10 protein-coding genes are annotated in these 18,134 nt (G+C 38.8%); all 10 read right to left on the bottom strand.

Features of this window, described 5'->3' with window-relative positions; all coding sequences use genetic code 11:
- Positions 1-12: 12 nt before the first annotated feature.
- Complete coding sequence (locus ACR42H_RS10650) at positions 13-867, bottom strand: carbohydrate ABC transporter permease (RefSeq protein WP_436376895.1); 855 nt, start codon at positions 865-867, stop codon at positions 13-15.
- A gap of 166 nt (positions 868-1,033) precedes the next feature.
- Positions 1,034-1,963, bottom strand: coding sequence for an ABC transporter permease (locus ACR42H_RS10645; RefSeq protein WP_436376894.1), 930 nt, complete (start codon positions 1,961-1,963; stop codon positions 1,034-1,036).
- 242 nt (positions 1,964-2,205) lie between these two features.
- Positions 2,206-3,726: a response regulator gene (locus ACR42H_RS10640; RefSeq protein WP_436376022.1), complete on the bottom strand. Its 1,521-nt coding sequence runs from the start codon at positions 3,724-3,726 to the stop codon at positions 2,206-2,208.
- Positions 3,719-5,527, bottom strand: coding sequence for a sensor histidine kinase (locus tag ACR42H_RS10635; RefSeq protein ID WP_436376020.1), 1,809 nt, complete (start codon positions 5,525-5,527; stop codon positions 3,719-3,721). Before ACR42H_RS10635 ends, ACR42H_RS10640 begins: the two co-directional genes overlap by 8 nt.
- Positions 5,528-5,601: 74 nt before the next feature.
- On the bottom strand, positions 5,602-8,724 hold the full coding sequence (locus tag ACR42H_RS10630; protein WP_436376017.1) for an alpha-mannosidase: 3,123 nt from the start codon (positions 8,722-8,724) through the stop codon (positions 5,602-5,604).
- Between the two features lie 54 nt (positions 8,725-8,778).
- On the bottom strand, positions 8,779-9,390 hold the full coding sequence (locus ACR42H_RS10625) for a YesL family protein (protein ID WP_436376015.1): 612 nt from the start codon (positions 9,388-9,390) through the stop codon (positions 8,779-8,781).
- A 108-nt stretch (positions 9,391-9,498) separates the two neighbouring features.
- Positions 9,499-12,108, bottom strand: coding sequence for an endo-beta-N-acetylglucosaminidase (locus tag ACR42H_RS10620; protein ID WP_436376013.1), 2,610 nt, complete (start codon positions 12,106-12,108; stop codon positions 9,499-9,501).
- A gap of 172 nt (positions 12,109-12,280) precedes the next feature.
- A complete protein-coding gene (locus tag ACR42H_RS10615; protein WP_436376011.1) occupies positions 12,281-13,612 on the bottom strand; it encodes a glycoside hydrolase family 125 protein in 1,332 nt (443 codons plus the stop codon).
- 4 nt (positions 13,613-13,616) lie between these two features.
- Entirely contained in the window at positions 13,617-16,325 is a 2,709-nt protein-coding gene (locus ACR42H_RS10610) for an alpha-mannosidase (protein ID WP_436376010.1), read from the bottom strand.
- Positions 16,326-16,335: 10 nt separating this feature from the next.
- Entirely contained in the window at positions 16,336-17,262 is a 927-nt protein-coding gene (locus tag ACR42H_RS10605; protein WP_436376009.1) for an ROK family protein, read from the bottom strand.
- Between the last annotated feature and the right edge of the window lie 872 nt (positions 17,263-18,134).

Raw genomic sequence — 18,134 nt, 5'->3', positions numbered from 1 at the left:
CTTTTTATTTTGTTATTCTTTTACTCCGCCAATGGTAAGTCCCTTCACAAAGTACTTTTGGAAGAACGGATATCCAATTGCAATTGGCAGGGTTGAAATGACAACCATAGCCATTTTGGCTGCATCCTGAGGAATGGACTTCATTACTTCATTTTGCATACCACCTGTTAGTGCATTTTGTCGTAAAAATTCAATATTGTTCTCTATTTTCATCAGCAATGACTGAAGAGGCACCAAATGAGGTTCATCAATAAACAAAAGGGCATTAAACCAATCATTCCAATAGCCCAAAGTACTGAAAAGGGCGATTGTTGCAATCCCAGGCAAAGAAAGGGGCATCACGATTTGGACAAAAATCCGCAATTCACTTGCTCCATCCATCCGTGCAGATTCAAGGATTGACTCTGGAACAGACCTTTGGAAAAAGGTTCTCATAATGATAATGTAAAAAGCATTCATAGCAAGGGGTAGGATTAATGCCCAAATCGAATTGCGCAATTGCAGAAATTGTGTAGCCACTATATAGAACGGCACTAATCCGCCGCTAAAAAGCATCGTAAAGAAAGCAAAAAATGTAAAAATTTTTCTAAACTTAAATTGTTTTCTGGATATAGCATAAGCGTAAAGTGAAATCATAAGCACACTGATAATCGTTCCAAGTACAGTGATTAAAATGGTAATTGTATAGGACTGAAACAATTGATCCTTCATCTGCCAAAGATATTTATAAGCTTCCAGACTCCAATTCTCCGGAATAAGCTGATATCCATTTCGAGCTAGAGATTCTTCGTCACTCAGGGAGATGATAACAACATAAATGAATGGAAAGATACACATTAAAGCAAATGAGCCTATTAAGATATTCATCAATAGATTGGGAATCCCACTTAACCCGTGTATGGAATATTTCTTCTTTTTTTGATTTGGCTTTGTTTCCTGCTTTATAACAGTCCCAGTTTCTATCCCAGGTTGGGAGCTATTCAAATTTGTTGTCATGATTTATTGCCACGAGTTCGCGGCTCCCCTCCCTTTATTAGAATAGTGCATATTCTTTGTCAATCTTCTGAACTAGATAGTTTGTAAGTAAAACTAGGATAAATCCAACAAATGATTGATAAAGGCCTGCAGCGGTACTCATACTAATATCTCCCATTGTTGTTAATCCTCGATATACATACGTATCAATTACATTTGTTACTGAATATAATGGGCCTGAGTCTCTGGGAACCTGATAAAATAAACCAAAGTCAGCACTGAAAATTCTGCCGATATTTAAAATGGTTAGGATAACCATAAGGGGTGTAATCAAAGGAATCGTAATGCTTTTTATCTGTTGCCACTTGCTAGCCCCATCAATCATTGCCGCCTCATAGTAGGTACGGTCAATTCCTACAATGGCAGCTAGATATACGATACTTCCATACCCAACACCCTTCCAAATACTTGTCAGAATAATAATGGCTGGCCAGAACTTGGGTTCGTTGTACCAAGAGATAGCATCAATTCCTAACCAGCCTAGCATATTATTGAGTAAACCACGGTCAACACTCAGAAAGGTAAATACAAAATAACTTACAACTACCCATGATAAAAAGTGCGGAAACAGCATACCTGTTTGATAGATTTTACTTAGCCGCTTGTTGGCAAGTTCACTCAAAACTATTGCTACAAATACCGCTAACACAAGACCCAGGACAATAAATACTAAATTATAGAGTACTGTGTTTCTTGTGATAATCCATGCGTCATTTGTATTAAATAGGAATTTAAAATTTTCAAAGCCTACCCATTCGCTATTTTGAACACTTGCGAAAAATCCATTTGGATCGAAGCGGAAATTTTTAAAGGCTATCACTGTTCCAAACATTGGCAGATAGGAAAAAAGTAAAAACCATATTGTTCCTGGCAATACCATGAGGAGCCAAACTCGGTTTTTGTAAACATCTTGAAAAAAGTTTTTAATATGACTCACAAAGCGCCTCCTCTCTTCAATTGAAAACCCTTACATGATAATCATAAAAAAAAGTGGCAAACACTTAAAGTTAACAATATTTAGATTTACTGTACTTATTAAACATTCGGAAAAAATGCATGTAAATAAGGGGGCATTGGTAAATAAGAAACGGGCAAGAATGTTTAGGATTCCGGTTAGCTTTCATTTCAAAATGAACAATATATGAAACAGAGCCAAATAAAAAAATCCTGCTAGACAGGATTTTTTGGTCGTTCATTCATTGTTCTCCAGGCAGATGGCGTAATACCCACTACCTTTTTGAATTGCTTATAAAAATAGGCAGAATCTGAGTAGCCAACCATTTTCCCAATTTGACCTGCCTTTTCATGAGTATCTCTTAATAGCTGCTTTGCTTTTTCTAATCGAATATGATTAATATATTCAGAGAATACAAGTCCTGTTTCTTTTTGAAAAAGCTGGCCCAAATAAATGGAATTAATATGAAATTTATAACTTAAAGTTTTTAATGACAGCTCCTCATTATAGCATTCGTGAATATGCCTTATAACACTTTGTATAACAGGACTATGATGCCCTGCCTTGGCCTCAATTTTTTCAAAAACAGTTCTTATATATTCTGTTAGAATCGAACCAAGCTGATTAAGCGAATGTGACTCTAAAATGCTTTTTACAATCGCAACTTTTTGATTAGCAGCACGATCATTCACCTCTTTTTGGACGGAGGTAATGATATCAATCGCAAAGCCTCGAATGCTTATTGGAGACACCTTTTTTGAAGATTGTGCGATTTGTTCAAATGCACCCTCTATCCAGCGAAATGCCATCTCCCTTTCCAGACTTACAATATATCTCTTCAGATCATTAATTTCATAGGTGGTCGAAATAGTGGTATCAGAGTATTGCTTCGTATAATCATCAGTGATTATATGACTCTCTTTAAGCACTAGGCGATAGCCCGCAAGTTCTTTTGCACGATCATAGCTTGTATGAATGTCTTTTATTGAATGAACAAGTGATCCAACACTACTAAAATACATACATGGAACAGTGATAGCTAACAGCCTGTGCAGCTGATCCGCTTTTTCTTTTATATCATCTTCATTCTTTGCCCAGGCAAGAAGGATTAACTCACCATCAGGATTTATAATGCAAACTGACTGAAATTTTCTTTCAACTTCAAAACGGACCTTTGCCAAGAAAGAATTGTCGAGATTATTGGAGAATTGAATCAAAACAATTGCTAAATTTGTACATTCAAATTCCAGATTATAAAGTTTAATTCTATCTCGCCATTCCTTTTCATCGATTTCCTGGTTCAGTCCTCGCCAAATCGTATTATCTCGCAAGATTGTATATGCTTCTTCATGATTCGTTGATTTTCCAAGCTTTTCTACACAATTTAGCAACGTAAAATGAAGCTCCTGTTCATTAACTGGCTTAAGTAAATAATTTTCAATGCCTAGCTCCATACCTTTTTTCACATAGTTAAATTCTTGGTATCCAGATAGGATAATACACTTTATATTTGGATTACGTTCCTTAATTTTACTGATTAACTGCAGCCCGTCCATTACAGGCATCATAATATCTGTTAGTAAAATATCAACCTGTATACACTCTATTTTTCCCAGTGCCTCTCTTCCATTCGAAGCATCTCCAACAACGTGCAGTCCATAATCCTCCCATTGTACTAAAGCCTTCATGCCTTCGATAATAAAAGGCTCATCATCTACAATAAAGACATTATACATTTGCATTCCTCCTTCTAGCGGCTGGAATTTTAATGAAGACTGTCGTTCCTTTCCCTTCAACACTATGAATTGTAAGGCCATAATCTATTCCATATTTTAATTGAAGCCTTTGGTGCACGTTGCTTAATCCAATAGAATCCTCTGTCGTGGTGGTACCTTCTCTTAATTTTGCTTGAATATAAGTAAGCCTTTGAGGGGAAATCCCTCTGCCATTATCATGTATCATTATCTCAATGTCCTGGTTTTTACTTTTTACTTGAATCAATAATTCATTTTCTTCGGTTTCTTTTCGAAAACCATGAATAATATAGTTTTCCACAAGAGGCTGCAGGGTGAATTTTAATACCTTTTCATCTAGAAAGGTTCCAGGAATGTCATAGGATACCTTTAACCGATTGTGATATCGTATTTGGATAAGTCCCACATATTCCTTTACATGTTCAATTTCATCTGAAATCTCCACAATTTCCTTGCCGCTTAATGAGTAGCGAAACATTTGCCCTAAGCTATAGATCATATTACTTGTTGTTTTGGATCCATCTGCAATGGCCTTCATCCGGATGGCCTCAAGTGTGTTATATAAAAAATGAGGCTGTATTTGCGACTGAAGCGCTTTCATTTCTGCGTCTCTTTGTTTTAGATTTAGAACATATACATCCTTAATATATTTATTGAGGTCATCCAGCATTTCGTTAAAGCTCTCGGATATTGTAGTCAATTCATCCTTTTGCTTGCTTTGTGGAATTCGAATAAGCAGGTTCCCGCTTCGAACCTCGTGTATGGCTGAATCGATTGCACTAATTCTTCTGGAATAAGACCTCATGATAAAATAAGTAACTCCTATAGCAATGCTCGAAAGCAGCATGGTTGCGAGCAGCATATATTGCTTTACATTTGTTACTTTCTTCATCTCTTTCTCAGGGATTAATCCGACATATAAAAACCCCATTTGCTCATCTGCTAAAGTATTTACATAATATTTTTTACCTTCCCATTTTACTTCAGAAAAAGCAGTGATGAACGGAAGACTCCGCAGCTGATCAGGATTTACTGGTTGATTCGAGCTAAAAAGACTGGTGCCATCCTTACTGATAATATGTACGGATCCTTTGTATTGGGATTTTCGCAGCCGCAGCATGTCTTGAATGCCTGCTGTATCATAATATACGGTTAGATCCCCGATTGTTTTAAGGGTAACCGGGTCATTAATGAAACGGGAAATTTGAATTGTATTGTAGCCCTCTTTTTTTGGCTCCCATTTAACCAGCTGCAGCTCCCCGTCTCCATTTCCTAATTTAAGATTCCTGGATGTCTCTTGCGCTAACTTGCTGTTCTCTAAAAAAAGATTCCATCTATGATGATTATTTATATAAATATATTCAGTTCCATAGTCTGCACTTTTTAAACTAACAGCATTGATATCAAGGTCTTGTGTAAAATACGCCTGAAAAAACGTATCAAGATTATTGGGTACAAATGAAGAGCTTTCACTGTATTTATCCAATCGATAAGACAAATAGGTACTATAATCATTTTGCAGGGCGAATGCAATATCATAAAGAATAAGGTCTTTTTTCAAATACAATTCTTTTATTGCATTCTGAACAAACTCTTGTTTTCGATTAATACTCAGTTCAATTTGTTCCAGTGTTTGCGTGCTCGCATCTTTCTCCCTTTGAATAATTACTTCTGTGTAATACCTTGATAAAAAAAACAATAGTAAAAACATAGTTAATAAGGTTGTTGCTGAAAAAAAGAATAGAATTTTGCTAAATACTTTATTTTTCAGATGCTTCTCCATTGCAAGACACACCCCTAATACGATTCTATCGGAAAGCTTGGCTTTCCGATAGATTGTAATCTACTCCTATTTTATCAAGAAAAATAGACAAGAAGTGTTTTAATTTCATATGGGTTAATCGTCATTTTAATTTCCCCGGTATTCTCTGCTCCCTCTGCTTGTTCCATTAAATTCGTTTCCACCCATTTTTCAACGTGAAATGGGAAGTCTAAATTGATTGTTCCGCGCCTGCCCTCAAATTCATGAAGACGAATAATTACAGCATCTTCATCTTCTTTTTTCTTAATGGCATCCATGATGACATGATTATTATCGACTTTCACAAACGACTTTTCCTTCGGAGCAAATCCGCCTTTAACAGCATTTAATGGATGATTCAAGTACCAAGCTTGTTTTACAGTTTGCCCTTCTCTCCAATCCCCCAAATGAGGAAGCAAAGAATAGGTAAATTCATGCTCCCCTTGATCCGCTGTTGGATCTGGATATATAGCAGCCTTTATTAGAGAAAGGCGCATGGTATTTTCCTTGATGTCATATCCATACTTGCAATTGTTCAATAGGCTTACACCATATCCGGCTTCAGATAAATCTGCCCACTGATGGCCTACAGTTTCAAAGCGCGCCATATCCCAGCTCGTATTCCAATGTGTCGGCCTCTTCACATTTCCAAACTGAATATCAAACATTGCATCCGTCGTCCGTATATCAACAGGAAATGCTACCTTCATCAGCTTACGTTGCTGATGCCAATTCACTTTTGTTTTGAAGTCGATCCTGCGATTGTCAGCATAGAAAATCATGTCCTGTTCAATCCGTGAATTTTGATATTTCCATATAGTCCGAATCACAATTCGTACTGGACCGTTTTCAGCAACCTCAGTGGATACAATTTCATGGACCTCCTCTACCTTTTCCTGATAATACAAGTCGATATCCCATGCATCATGGGCTAAAGGTTTATCTTCGAAAATTTGGAGTACATTTCCATTTTGATCGGCTTTTAATACATTACGCGCTGCTTCCTTATCGTAGAGTGATGCTATTTGCATGGATTCATTCCATTTTATTGAATAATTAGGTGTTTCTAATGATTGTTCATTGTACATAAAGGGACTCTCAGTATTAAAAGTCTCTCCTTGATGGTATTCCACCTCTATAGCTCCAAAGGATGCTGGTTTCCCGATTTCAACTAACCATCCATTTTCGGTACGCTGACTTCCTTGCGTTACACCCTGTTTTGTTGTCCAATAACCATTTCCTTGATTTGTTTCATCATGAGGAATGCATACAAACTGTTTGTCCTGCCATTGTGCTGCATTAAGGACAGTGTAGGTCTTGGAATTTGTTTCAACTAATCTCTCAATCTGTTTTAGCCTGATTTGGTTTTGAATATTCTCTGCCTGGGCATATTCCAGCTTCGCATCTTCATATACCTCTTTGATTGAAGAGCCTGGAATAATATCGTGAAATTGATTTCGCAAGATAATCTTCCAGCCCTCATCCAGCTGCTCCTTCGGGTACATTTTCCATGTGGAAAGTAAAGAGCTCCATACAGAAAGCCATTCTATTTCTCTGTAGCCTAACTCTAGTTTTCGGTTCATACGTTTTGTGTAAGCTTGGCTTGTGTAGGTCCCCCTATGATACTCAAGATAGAGCTCTCCATCCCATGTATGCACATATTCATTTGTATTCTTAATCGTATCGTGCAGCTTTTTGAAGTATTCACCCGCTCTTGCTGTTTTTACTTTCGGGAGACCAGGCATATTCTCGAACCTGCGGCGCAGCTCAAGCATTTCCCGATTTACACCGCCTCCTCCGTCCCCATAACCGTATGAAAGGAGTAAATCCTGGTTAATATCCTTGTTCCGATAGCTCTTCCATGCTCCAATTATTGTTTTGGCGGTTAATAAACCGTTATATGTGTAAAACCATGAATCAGGTGAGTTCCACGGTTCTGGAGTCGTAATGAAATGCGTTAAAATTTCTGAGCCATCAATTCCCCTCCATTTAAACGTATCATGCGGCATCCTATTGTATTGGTTCCAGCTAATCTTTGTTGTCATAAATGTATGAATGCCTGATTTTTTCAAAATTTGCGGGAGTGCCCAGCTATATCCAAACACATCTGGAAGCCATAAATACTCACAATTCACCCCAAATTCTTGATTAAAAAATGCTTTCCCATATAAAATCTGTCTGACAAGTGATTCGCCACTTGGAATATTGCAATCCGCTTCAAGCCACATAGCACCTTCCGTTTCCCAAAGACCTTCTTTCACACGATCTTTAATCATTTCATAGATTTCCGGGTAATCATTTTTTATATATTCGTATAACTGTGGCTGGGATTGAAGGAAATAGTATTCAGGGAATTGTTCCATTAAGCGAAGTGCTGTAGAAAAAGATCGAGCCGCTTTTTCACGAGTATGCTTGAGCCGCCATAGCCATGCAACATCAATATGAGTGTGTCCCACAGAATGAATGGTGATTGGGCTATGCTTTTCAATCTCCCGTAAACTGCTCTGTAATACCTCTCTTGCTTGCCCGCAGCTTTTGTAAAATATATCGTCTCCTGGCTTACTCCAATCAAGAACGGCAAAGGCCCGGTTTAAAGCCTTTATAATATCATGCTTCTCAGTCCTCTCATCACCTAACTCCTTAATCGTTTGCCATGCAGCCAAAGAGGTATAGTAAAGGTCATCAACTGCTTCATCTAACCAGCAGATTTGTGATGTCTCCAGTGTATAGATTTGCTCTCTGGGTTCTCCGCCGCCCTCCAGACCTGACCACAATCGAAAATGCAGCTCAACAGCTTTTCCGGTCTCTTCCTCTTTGAAGAATACCTCTTGATGATTCGAGTCCACGCCTTGATAGGGCTTGTGATTGACAAATAACAAAGACTCAAAGCCAGAGTTATTTCCTCCGCCTGTACGTCCAAAGTCAAACAAACCAACTACTTTTTTTCTTTGCCATTCAGCAGGAATCTTACAGAATGTATGCAGCCAAAGATATCGATCTCTCCCCCTCCATTGATCTCCTTGCTTTAAGATATACCCTTCCATTTTTTTTGGTGGATAAGTCCCTATAGCTCCTTCATCCTCCACAGCTTGAAACTGGTGAAGCTGGATGGCATCCCGATATCTGAAACCCGATAACTCTTGTATTCTTGCCTCTAATTTTCTTTCAGTTAAAAACATATTCATACCTCATTTTTTCTGTAGTTTATGGTTTCATCTTCACGGATACCGACATCAATTTGGTTTGTACTGTTTTTCAAGCGAATGAAACCGATTTATACTTACATTCATGATCCAATAAGCTGGTAAAACACCTAGTAAAAAGGGGATTAGTCCTGGCATATTCACCAGTAAATAACCAATAAAGAATAGGCCAATCGCTATTAAAAAGGTTGAAGTGGGACTAATTAGAGAAATAATAAAGGATTGTTTGATATACTCCTTTACGGAATAATGATAATGGACATAGAGAGGGAAAAAGTGAATTACTGTATTCACGAATAACAGAATGATAAAGCCTATAAACACATAAAGCACCACTGAAATAGTTCCCTGCATCCCTTCTGCAATTTTCAAATCAAGATAAAGCAGCACACCAATAATAGCGAAGATCATACCAGTTACATTAGAGCGGACAAATTCTTTTTTATAGGTATTTATAAAAAGCTTCCGAATTGAAAAATCAAATTCTTTCAGCTTCCATTTCCTCGTAACTGTAAATAAGGCCACTGTTGCTGGCATAATGCCAAAGACACCTGCTCCAACTGCCGTAAAAGCAATCCAGAGAAAATTAGACCAGGCTAATCTGACAATCCACTCACTTGCTTCTTGAAACATTCTCCCCATGATTTTCATCCCCTAGGTAGTTTGGTTAATTTTGATTCTGCTAAAAAGCCTGCTAACGTTTTAAAAAGAGGAAAGGAGAAGAATTCCCCTTTCCAAACTTGTGCTTATTTAAAAACCGTATGCTTCGAATTCAAATATTCTCGTTGCTTGGTCTCCACCTTGAGTTGGCTGCTGAACCGCAAGACGAAGATATCGGCCTTCGGTCAATTGAATAGAATGCTCTGAAATCGCAGCCGTATTATTATTTACTGTTACAGCATTCGTCCAATTCTCTCCATCCAGGCTTACCTCAATCGTAAATGCTCTTGTATTAAATGCAGCTGGCTCTCCACCTGCTTCTGCATGCTTAATAACAAAACTTGATAAGTTATATACCTCGCCTAAATCCACCATTAACCAATGGTTTGCACCAATTGCACACCATTTGCTGTTGTTTGTAACACTTCCATCCACTGCGTATTTTGCTGCTTCTGAAGGTGCACATTGTCCGCTCGCTGCTGCCATTTTGTTTAACGCCACATTGCTAATATTTTTGACTTCCTCTGAAATCGTAATGAACGCTTCTTTTAGAAGCACGTCCTCTCCCTCGCTGTTTTTTGCTTTTAAGGTTACAGAGTACACCCCTTCTTCCTGGTAGGTAACAATAGGAGTGTTATCTTTACTTACCTCTGGAGATCCGCCTTCAAAATGCCACTCTACCTCTTCTGTTGCCTCAGAGGATTTATTGAAAAATTGAATTTCTTCCCCAGGCGCTGCAATTGTTTGGCTTACACTAAAGTCTGCTTTAGGTGTTGGATATGGCGGCCACTCGAAACTTACAGTTGCTGCTTCACTTCGAACATATTCTGGTGTAACCGCAATAATTTCTAGAGTTGTGGCAGCTTCCTTACCGCTTCTTCTTAACTCAGAAAGATAGAATGCATGATTAGGTACAGCGCCAACAAGCACTTTTTCCCCATTCGGAAGCTTTCTGTAGATTTCATAATGAAGAATCTGCCCTTTAACCGGTTCCCAAGCTACTTCTGCGTCTGCATATAAGCCATCTGTGAACACAGCATTTTCAACTTTTAAATTGTTTGGTACATCAGGCACTTCTTTGTCGTTATGTTTATTTTTTACCTTTAACTCACCAATATTCATCTGGTAATTCTCGATCGTATCCTCGCTATCAAAGAAAAGAGAGATAGTTGCTATGTCCTTGCCTTTGTATTGGTTAAGCTTAATTGTCTCTTCAGTCCAGTTATTATGACTTTGTTTCTTTACGTCAAAATAAACAAATTTCTCCGGCTGTTCAGCAAAGCTTATTCCAATCTTCATGTTTGGTTTTTTCACAACTGTTTTGTAGGTTACCGAAAGCTCAGTATCCTTCTCGATTGGAAGATTTGTTTTATAGAGCTTTACATGTGTTGCATTTTCCTTTGAAAGGTTTCCCGAAACCTCTAGAGAACTGCCACCGTAAAATGCTGTATTCCAATCAAAATCCACATCTAGCGCTTGACCTTTACTTTCTCTAATCCAGCGCCATGTTGGCAAAATATCTTGCAAACTACGATTATTCCATTGAGAGTCTCCAAGAACAACACCATCTACAGCAAAGAACTTCCCGCTTCCAGTATTAAAATGAGTCACAAAAGGAAGTTCTTGTATAACTGTTTTCGCAGTAAAATAGTGAGCTATACCCTTCCAGCTGCCATTTTCACTTGTCTTACGAGGATCCCCGGCCATTCCAGTCCAGAATTCTTGCTCCTTTTGATAAAAAGATTCCATTGTATCAGTTGTTTTAAATGCCCAATCTGGACGATAGATGCCTAATGAAGTCAGTGGAGCCTGCCCCTCTGGAAAAATTCCATTCCAACGAATATTTGTTTGTGTTCCATTTGCTTCTACATCAATTCCAGTGAATAGATCATAAGGGCTTCTTCCAATTTCTAATGCTTTGTTATGAGAGGATTGCTGATTCGTCCACCAGAAATTTAAAAACATGCTATCTGATATTCGATCAGTACCATCCTGCAGGAACATTTTATTCTGATCTGTAAGATGATTTTGCCAGCTAATCGAACCATTTTCAACCATGGAGTCGTACCACATAATATGCATGCCTTCAGGCTTATTATCCTGCAAATACTTCAGGAAATCCCTCGTCTTTTGGGCTGTTTCTACTGTACCGCCTTCTGTTTCCTGATTAATAAACCAGCCATCAAAGCCGTAATATTCAGCTGCCTCGATCAGCTTATCTCCTGCAGGAAATGAGCCATCCTCACGCTGAGAAAGCATTTGATCTACCCACTGCTCCTGTCCCCCATATACCTTAGGCGGAAAGAACACATTTCCTAAAATCGGAACACCATTTTTATGAGAGGCATCGATTACATCTGCGCTAGGCGGAACGATAATGCCTTCTCCTGCAGATCCAGCCCAGTACACCATTAAATCAACGTATTGCCAATAGCTAAATGTGTTTGCGAAAAAACCTTTTCCACCTTGTGATGGGACACCGCTCGTATTTGGATTCAATGCCGATAAAGCAACTAGCTTCGCCTCGGATTGAGCCGTTTCATTCACATTAAACTTTGTCTCACGCTCGGCTAATGGAACGGAACTTTTATTATAAACCGCATTAGGATCCGCTTCAGGACTCCAATCTAATAGAGTCTCCGGATACCAATAGGATGATTCAGGCGTCTTCGCAAAGCCTGTTCCCGGTAAAGTACACACTAAAAGCAACCCCAAGAGAATTGTGATGAAACTCCATTTTCCCTTTAACATTAATCCACCCCTGTTCGTTAGATACTTTCGTTCTCTTTCATAACTAGCTTGAGTGTATGTTTCTGCTTAAGATGTTGTGGCCTTCCAATTACTCTTCGATGCTGCTAATCTTTTAAAGCTGTCACTGCTTTTTGCCATCCTGCAAGCTCATATGAAGCGGACTTCCCTTTACCGCATATCCACAAAGACTTAACACAAACTCACTAAACATCGAATTCGCCCATGAGAACCACTCTCTAGTAAATTCTTGAGGCCGGTCCGCGTCAAAGCCTTCATGCATGAAGCCCGTTCCGCCATCTGTATGTTTCATCACCTCCAGTATTCTGTTTTTATCAGAAGCATCATTTGATGTCATTCCTTCAATCGCTAATGCAATATGCCAAATATAATGATCTGGAGTATGCGGACTTCCAATTCCTTTTGCCGCCTTCCCTTCATAATAATATGGATTATCTCTGCTCAACAAAAAACGGCGTGTATTTAAATATGTGGTATCTTGAAAGGAACAGAAGCCTAAATAAGGTGCAGCCAATAAGCTAGGGACATTCGCGTCATCCATTAAATTGTATTGACCCATTCCATCTGTTTCATAGACAAACATGTCACCGTATATCGGATGATGTAAAACCGCAAATTCATCAATTCCTGCTTCTATTTCAGATGACAGCTGTTCACATTCGCAAGCAAGTACCTCATCTTGAAGGACTTTTCTGCATATCTCGGACGCATATCCTAATACAACAACTGCAAACATGTTAGCTGGAACCAAATATCCATATAAACAAGCGTCATCGCTTGGTCTAAAACCACTCCAGGTCATTCCCGTTCTTTTTATTTTAGATCCTTTCCCTGCTCTATGTAATGTGTCTGATTGTCTGCAATTGTTTCTCTCAAAAAGATAAGGTGAATCATCCTCGTGATTTTGCTCTACTCTCCATACTTGCAGAATGTTGTGCAAAACTTGAACGAATGCATCGTTAAGATGAGTTGTCTTCCCGGTTGATTTCCAAAGCAGGTATGCAAGCTGAATCGGATAACATAGTGAGTCAATTTCATACTTTCTTTCCCAAACCATTTGTGACATATCTGTGTTATCTTCCTGGTGTCCTTTTCCATTTTCTGTCTCATTAAATGCATTCGCATATGGGTCGTGCAGAATATATTTAAACTGCCTGCGAACAACCCCCTCAATAAGGTCTGCTATCTTTTTGTCCTCTTCTGCGGCAATTAAATAAGGGCGAACTTGAGCAGCTGAGTCACGCAGCCACATTGCTGGAATATCACCAGTGATGACGAATGTGGTTCCATCCTCTTGTGGCTTTAATGTTGTCTCATACGTATTTACGAAGCATTTTTCAAACATTTGCTGAAGCTTGCTGTCATTTGGAAAATGTTCCTTTACCTTTTCGATTATCTTTGCAAGTGATGCTGGTATAGCTTTTTCCTTTTTCATCCCTTCACTCCTTCACTTTCCAGCCAAAACTTAAAATTTCAAATGGTTTAATTTTAGTTAGAACATGTGCACCTTTCATAGGCTCTGCTAATGTTTCAATAATTGTACTTTTGTATGAAGCTGACCCGTTCATGATAGCAGCGCTGAGGAATTCCTCCTGTTCTGATGTATTAAACCATCGAACTATGACATCATCTCTTTCTTCTGCTAGCTTCATAGAGGAAAAGGCGGCCGCTTTTCCTTCCCATGAGAAAAATGTATGTTCAGCCGGAAGCTCCCCATCATGCACATTTGTTTGAACTGAAAGTACGGGCACTTGGAAATCATAAGCTTCTTTGTATGCCTCTGAACTAACGACAGTCCCCTTATGTGGAATGATCATCCATTCCGCATAATGTGTTCCAGGACATTGGGCCTCTGGAGTTGGGAAGAGGCCCCAATCACCTAACTCTGATGTTGCTCTGAGAATCGTAACAGCAATGGTTTGCATTTCTTCCAATACTTCATATTCATGTAACCCTTTGTTTGCAATAGTTAATCCATAATCCCCGTCCGAGATACTTACAAATGCTTGCTGATGAAGATCAAAGCTGGGATTCTCCCATTCCCGTTCTGGGGTATTTGAACGTTTAACCACTTCAAAAATACTGTCAGCATAATGCTCAGTTGTTTTTAAGCTTGTTGGGAACAGAATACGCAGCCGGTGATCCTTGGCATTGTTTTCTATCTTTACCTTAACCTTTGGACCTTTTGCTTTTTGATCTAAGTGTATTTGCGTTACTAAGCGTAGAGTTGCCATTTCATTCGACCTGCCAGATGTGCGGTCTTTATGCCAAACTAACTTTTCCTTTTCCAACGCAAGCTGTTCATCAGCTTCTTTCGGTATTTCCCACTCATGCACCACTTCGATAATGGATCGAATGGCATTGTTTTCGATAACTTTAATCTCAGCTTTCTGGCCTTCTGTTGTAAGCGGCTCTTCTCCGTCTGGCCTTCTAAACATATACTCATTGCCAATATCACCGCTGTTTTCATAGATGCCCAGATTTTCATACACTTTATTTGTTTTCTTATCTGTAAGCGTAAATGAGCCATTCTCGTGAATCCCGATATGTACATATTCATTCTCGAGGAAGTAACCATTTGAAACTGGGAGTTGGTCTGGTTTTTCTTGCCAAGTTTTTGGTTTGAGATAAAATGTCTTATACCCAAACCCCGGAAGTGCTTCAGCTATGAATGTTATTCGCAGCATTCTTGAATAGTACGGCTGCCGGAAGCCATCGTTTGGAAGATCATAATGAAATCTAACTCCAAGGTCATTTACGATACACTCATGCTCTCTTCCATCAGCATCAATTACCGCTAAATCAGGGATTTCCTTAGCACGTAACGTACCTGGTATCTCTGAAAAATCCATCTCCGAAAAATAGATTTTCTCTAACTCTATCTCCTTTTCAACGACTGCATTTCTTGTGTTACCTGATGTGTTAAGAACCACAACAGGTATGGCGTTAGCTCCCATTTGGTTCGTTTCTATATAGGATACAATTTCTTTTGCTTTTTCATCGATAATCATGGACGCCGTTTGTTTTACTTTTTCAAATCTAGTCACCATTTCACGATGAACTTCATCTACACTGCAGCCACAAATACTGTCATGCGGATGATTTTCCATCAAAGTTTTCCATGCATAGCGTAAATATTCTCGAGGATAATCCTGACCTATCAAATATGAAAAAACAGCAATTGGTTCTGCTGCTTTTTCAAGCATTATTTGGCATTCTTGATTCATCTGTTTTAAGTAAATTCGTGCTGATGCTGTATTTACAAGTGTGGACCAGCCATCTGTACGCTGATTACGGAGCTCACCTGTAATAGTTTGAAGATTCAGTGTAAGTGATTTTGTAAGGGCTTCTATATAATCATCAAAATTTGAATGTGTAAATGTAATGTCTGGATATATCTCTCTTGCAACCTTAATCGCTTCACCCATATCTGTTTGTACAGGCTGATGGTCACATCCATTCATAAATAAAAGATGTGTTGTGGAGGAATAACGTTTTGCATCTGAAAGCTTTTTTTCCCAATATTTCTTGGCTTGCTCTCTGTCCACCGGGACTTCATTTCCATTTGAATACCAATTCGCAAACAAAATCCCTAATACCTCTGATCCATCCGGGGATTTCCAGGTTAGCTCAGAATAAGGAGACTCAAAGGTTTTTGCATCACTCACCATATTATTAAAACCAGTTGGTTTAACTCCTCTTCCAAAAGCAGCTGTATGAATACCTGCCTGCTGAAGCAATTGGGGTGCCTGACCATAAATACCAAATGTATCTGGAAAATACCCTAATTTCGAAACAGCACCATATTCCTTCGCATCCTGAAGCCCATAAAGCAAATTTCGCACATTTGCCTCTGAGCTTGTTAAAAATGCATCCTGTAAAACGTACCATGGCCCGATATGAAGCTTCTTTGCTTGAATTAATTTTTTGAGAGTCTCTTTCTTTGCCGGTCTAATTTGCAGATAATCCTCTAAAATAATGGTTTGCCCATCCAGGTGAAAGCTTTGAAAGTCTTCTCCATTTTCAAACATTTCTATGAGGGTATCTATCAGTTTGACTAGATAATAGCGATGCTTTTCAAAAGGCATATACCATTCCCGATCCCAATGTGAATGTGAAATAATATGAGCGGTAGTTTTCGATTCCATGCTGTTCCTCCTATTTAGTATTCTCTAATATGGAAGCAGCTGCTCCTTTTACACCTGCCATTGTCCCATGACTTGCTCTTTCTATTTGCAGGGTAAGTTTGTGCTGGTCAAAAAGAAAGTCAGGCAGCTTATTCTTAACCTTTTCGTAAAACTCTTGCTGACCGATCATAACCCCGCCGCCAAGAATCAGCAGTTCGGGATTTAAGGTTTGAATGGCTTGGCTTAGCCCAAGAGCAAGATAGGAGGAGGCCTCCTCAATAACCTCTTTTGCGAGCGCATCCCCCGCGGCAGCTTGAGCAAAAAGCTCTTTTCCATTCCAGGTCGGTTCTGCAGAAATTCCCTCATTAACAAGTCTTATCTTCCAAATGCTCATAAGCGCAGTTCCTGAAGCTAAAACTTCTAAACATCCTCTCTTCCCACAGCCGCACAGCGGACCATCTGGCTGTATTACACTATGACCTACTTCACCTGCTCCAGATGCTGCACCTTCATATAACTGGCCATTTATAATAATTCCGCCACCAATTCCAGTGCTAACAGTTACATAAAGGACGTGCTTATGTGTTTTTCGAAACGTATAAAAATACTCTCCCAACGCAGCTGCATCAGCATCATTTAGCAGCCTTGCCGGCATTTGGAAAGCGCTCTCAATTTTATGCATAAGCGGATAACCATGCCAGGTTTTCAAATTGGGTGGATTGCCTATAATTCCTTTCTTCTTATCAATAGGTCCCGGACACCCAATCCCTATTCCCACAATCCCTTGGTGGTTCTCCCTCATTTCTGATACGTATGAAATTATTTGATTTATTGCATAATCAGGGCCTGCATCCACCTTAGTTGGGAATTGCGTATTCGAAATAATATGGCCATTCTCTTCTACAACTCCAATTGCAATTTTCGTTCCCCCAATGTCAATGCCAATTGCTTTCCTCATAAACTTCCCCTTCTTCCGCTTTTCCTCACCATAAACATATGTTCAAGTAAATCGAGAGTCAACACATCCAGGTAAACTGATAAAGTTATTCCATCTAATCTAAAATTTATCCATTTTCAAAGTTAGTATCCTATTTATTTAATCTCCCTTTCTATGGACCATTAATTTTTTTTGTCCTGTTCATTCAGCCATAAGAAAACTGCACCTCCGCTACTGGTCGTTCAAACGGAACGGGGGTGCAGTTTAAAAAGAGTACTTTTTATTTGCTTTACTTCCATTGCAGCTTCCACTTCTTCAACGCTCAGTTGATGTCCACTATTCTCCCATTTGCCAGAGCCTATTAAACCGTTTTTATAATGTTAAAATTCACCCAGCTTAACTTATCTTGATTTCGAGATATTATAAAAAATAACCTTAAACTGGCCCTTTTATCTTTTTAAAATGATGAACCAGGGGATCTGCCTCATCAGAATTTAATTAATCAAACATATCTTCAACTAATACATGATATTTAGGCATGACTTCGCACATCAATTCCTCTCTATCATTCGTTTTAATAACATGTATCATACTCCGATCATCTAATCCATAACAGGAATGGTTGGTTATTCAATTTTTTTGTCAATCGCTTAAATATATCTTTATTTTTTTGGTACGATAACAAAATTCAATATATCATATGCAAAGGGAATACGAGTCAAGGTTACAAAATGGCTTTCTAATACCTCAAGTAATATAAAAATGGATCTAAAAAGGATATTCTAATCGAAGAAAGTAAATACCTGCCGGGGCAGCCGTGATATAGGAAACAGAAGGTCTATTATATTTTGTGTTCAGTGAAATAAATAACTGCCTAAGAAATTACTTAACTT

Origin of the sequence: Cytobacillus sp. BC1816 (assembly GCF_051353635.1) — a bacterium.
Lineage (GTDB): Bacteria > Bacillota > Bacilli > Bacillales > Cytobacillaceae > Cytobacillus > Cytobacillus oceanisediminis_C.
This window is presented reverse-complemented; position numbering and strand designations above follow the sequence as displayed.

Excerpts from the sequence above, each read along its gene's own strand:
- ACR42H_RS10625 (WP_436376015.1), bottom strand. The coding sequence starts at position 9,390 with ATGGGGAGAATGTTTCAAGAAGCAAGTGAGTGGATTGTCAGATTAGCC.
- ACR42H_RS10640 (WP_436376022.1), bottom strand. The coding sequence starts at position 3,726 with ATGTATAATGTCTTTATTGTAGATGATGAGCCTTTTATTATCGAAGGC.
- ACR42H_RS10615 (WP_436376011.1), bottom strand. The coding sequence starts at position 13,612 with ATGAAAAAGGAAAAAGCTATACCAGCATCACTTGCAAAGATAATCGAA.
- ACR42H_RS10650 (WP_436376895.1), bottom strand. The coding sequence starts at position 867 with ATGAATATCTTAATAGGCTCATTTGCTTTAATGTGTATCTTTCCATTC.
- ACR42H_RS10630 (WP_436376017.1), bottom strand. The coding sequence starts at position 8,724 with ATGTTTTTAACTGAAAGAAAATTAGAGGCAAGAATACAAGAGTTATCG.
- ACR42H_RS10610 (WP_436376010.1), bottom strand. The coding sequence starts at position 16,325 with ATGGAATCGAAAACTACCGCTCATATTATTTCACATTCACATTGGGAT.
- ACR42H_RS10635 (WP_436376020.1), bottom strand. The coding sequence starts at position 5,527 with ATGGAGAAGCATCTGAAAAATAAAGTATTTAGCAAAATTCTATTCTTT.
- ACR42H_RS10605 (WP_436376009.1), bottom strand. The coding sequence starts at position 17,262 with ATGAGGAAAGCAATTGGCATTGACATTGGGGGAACGAAAATTGCAATT.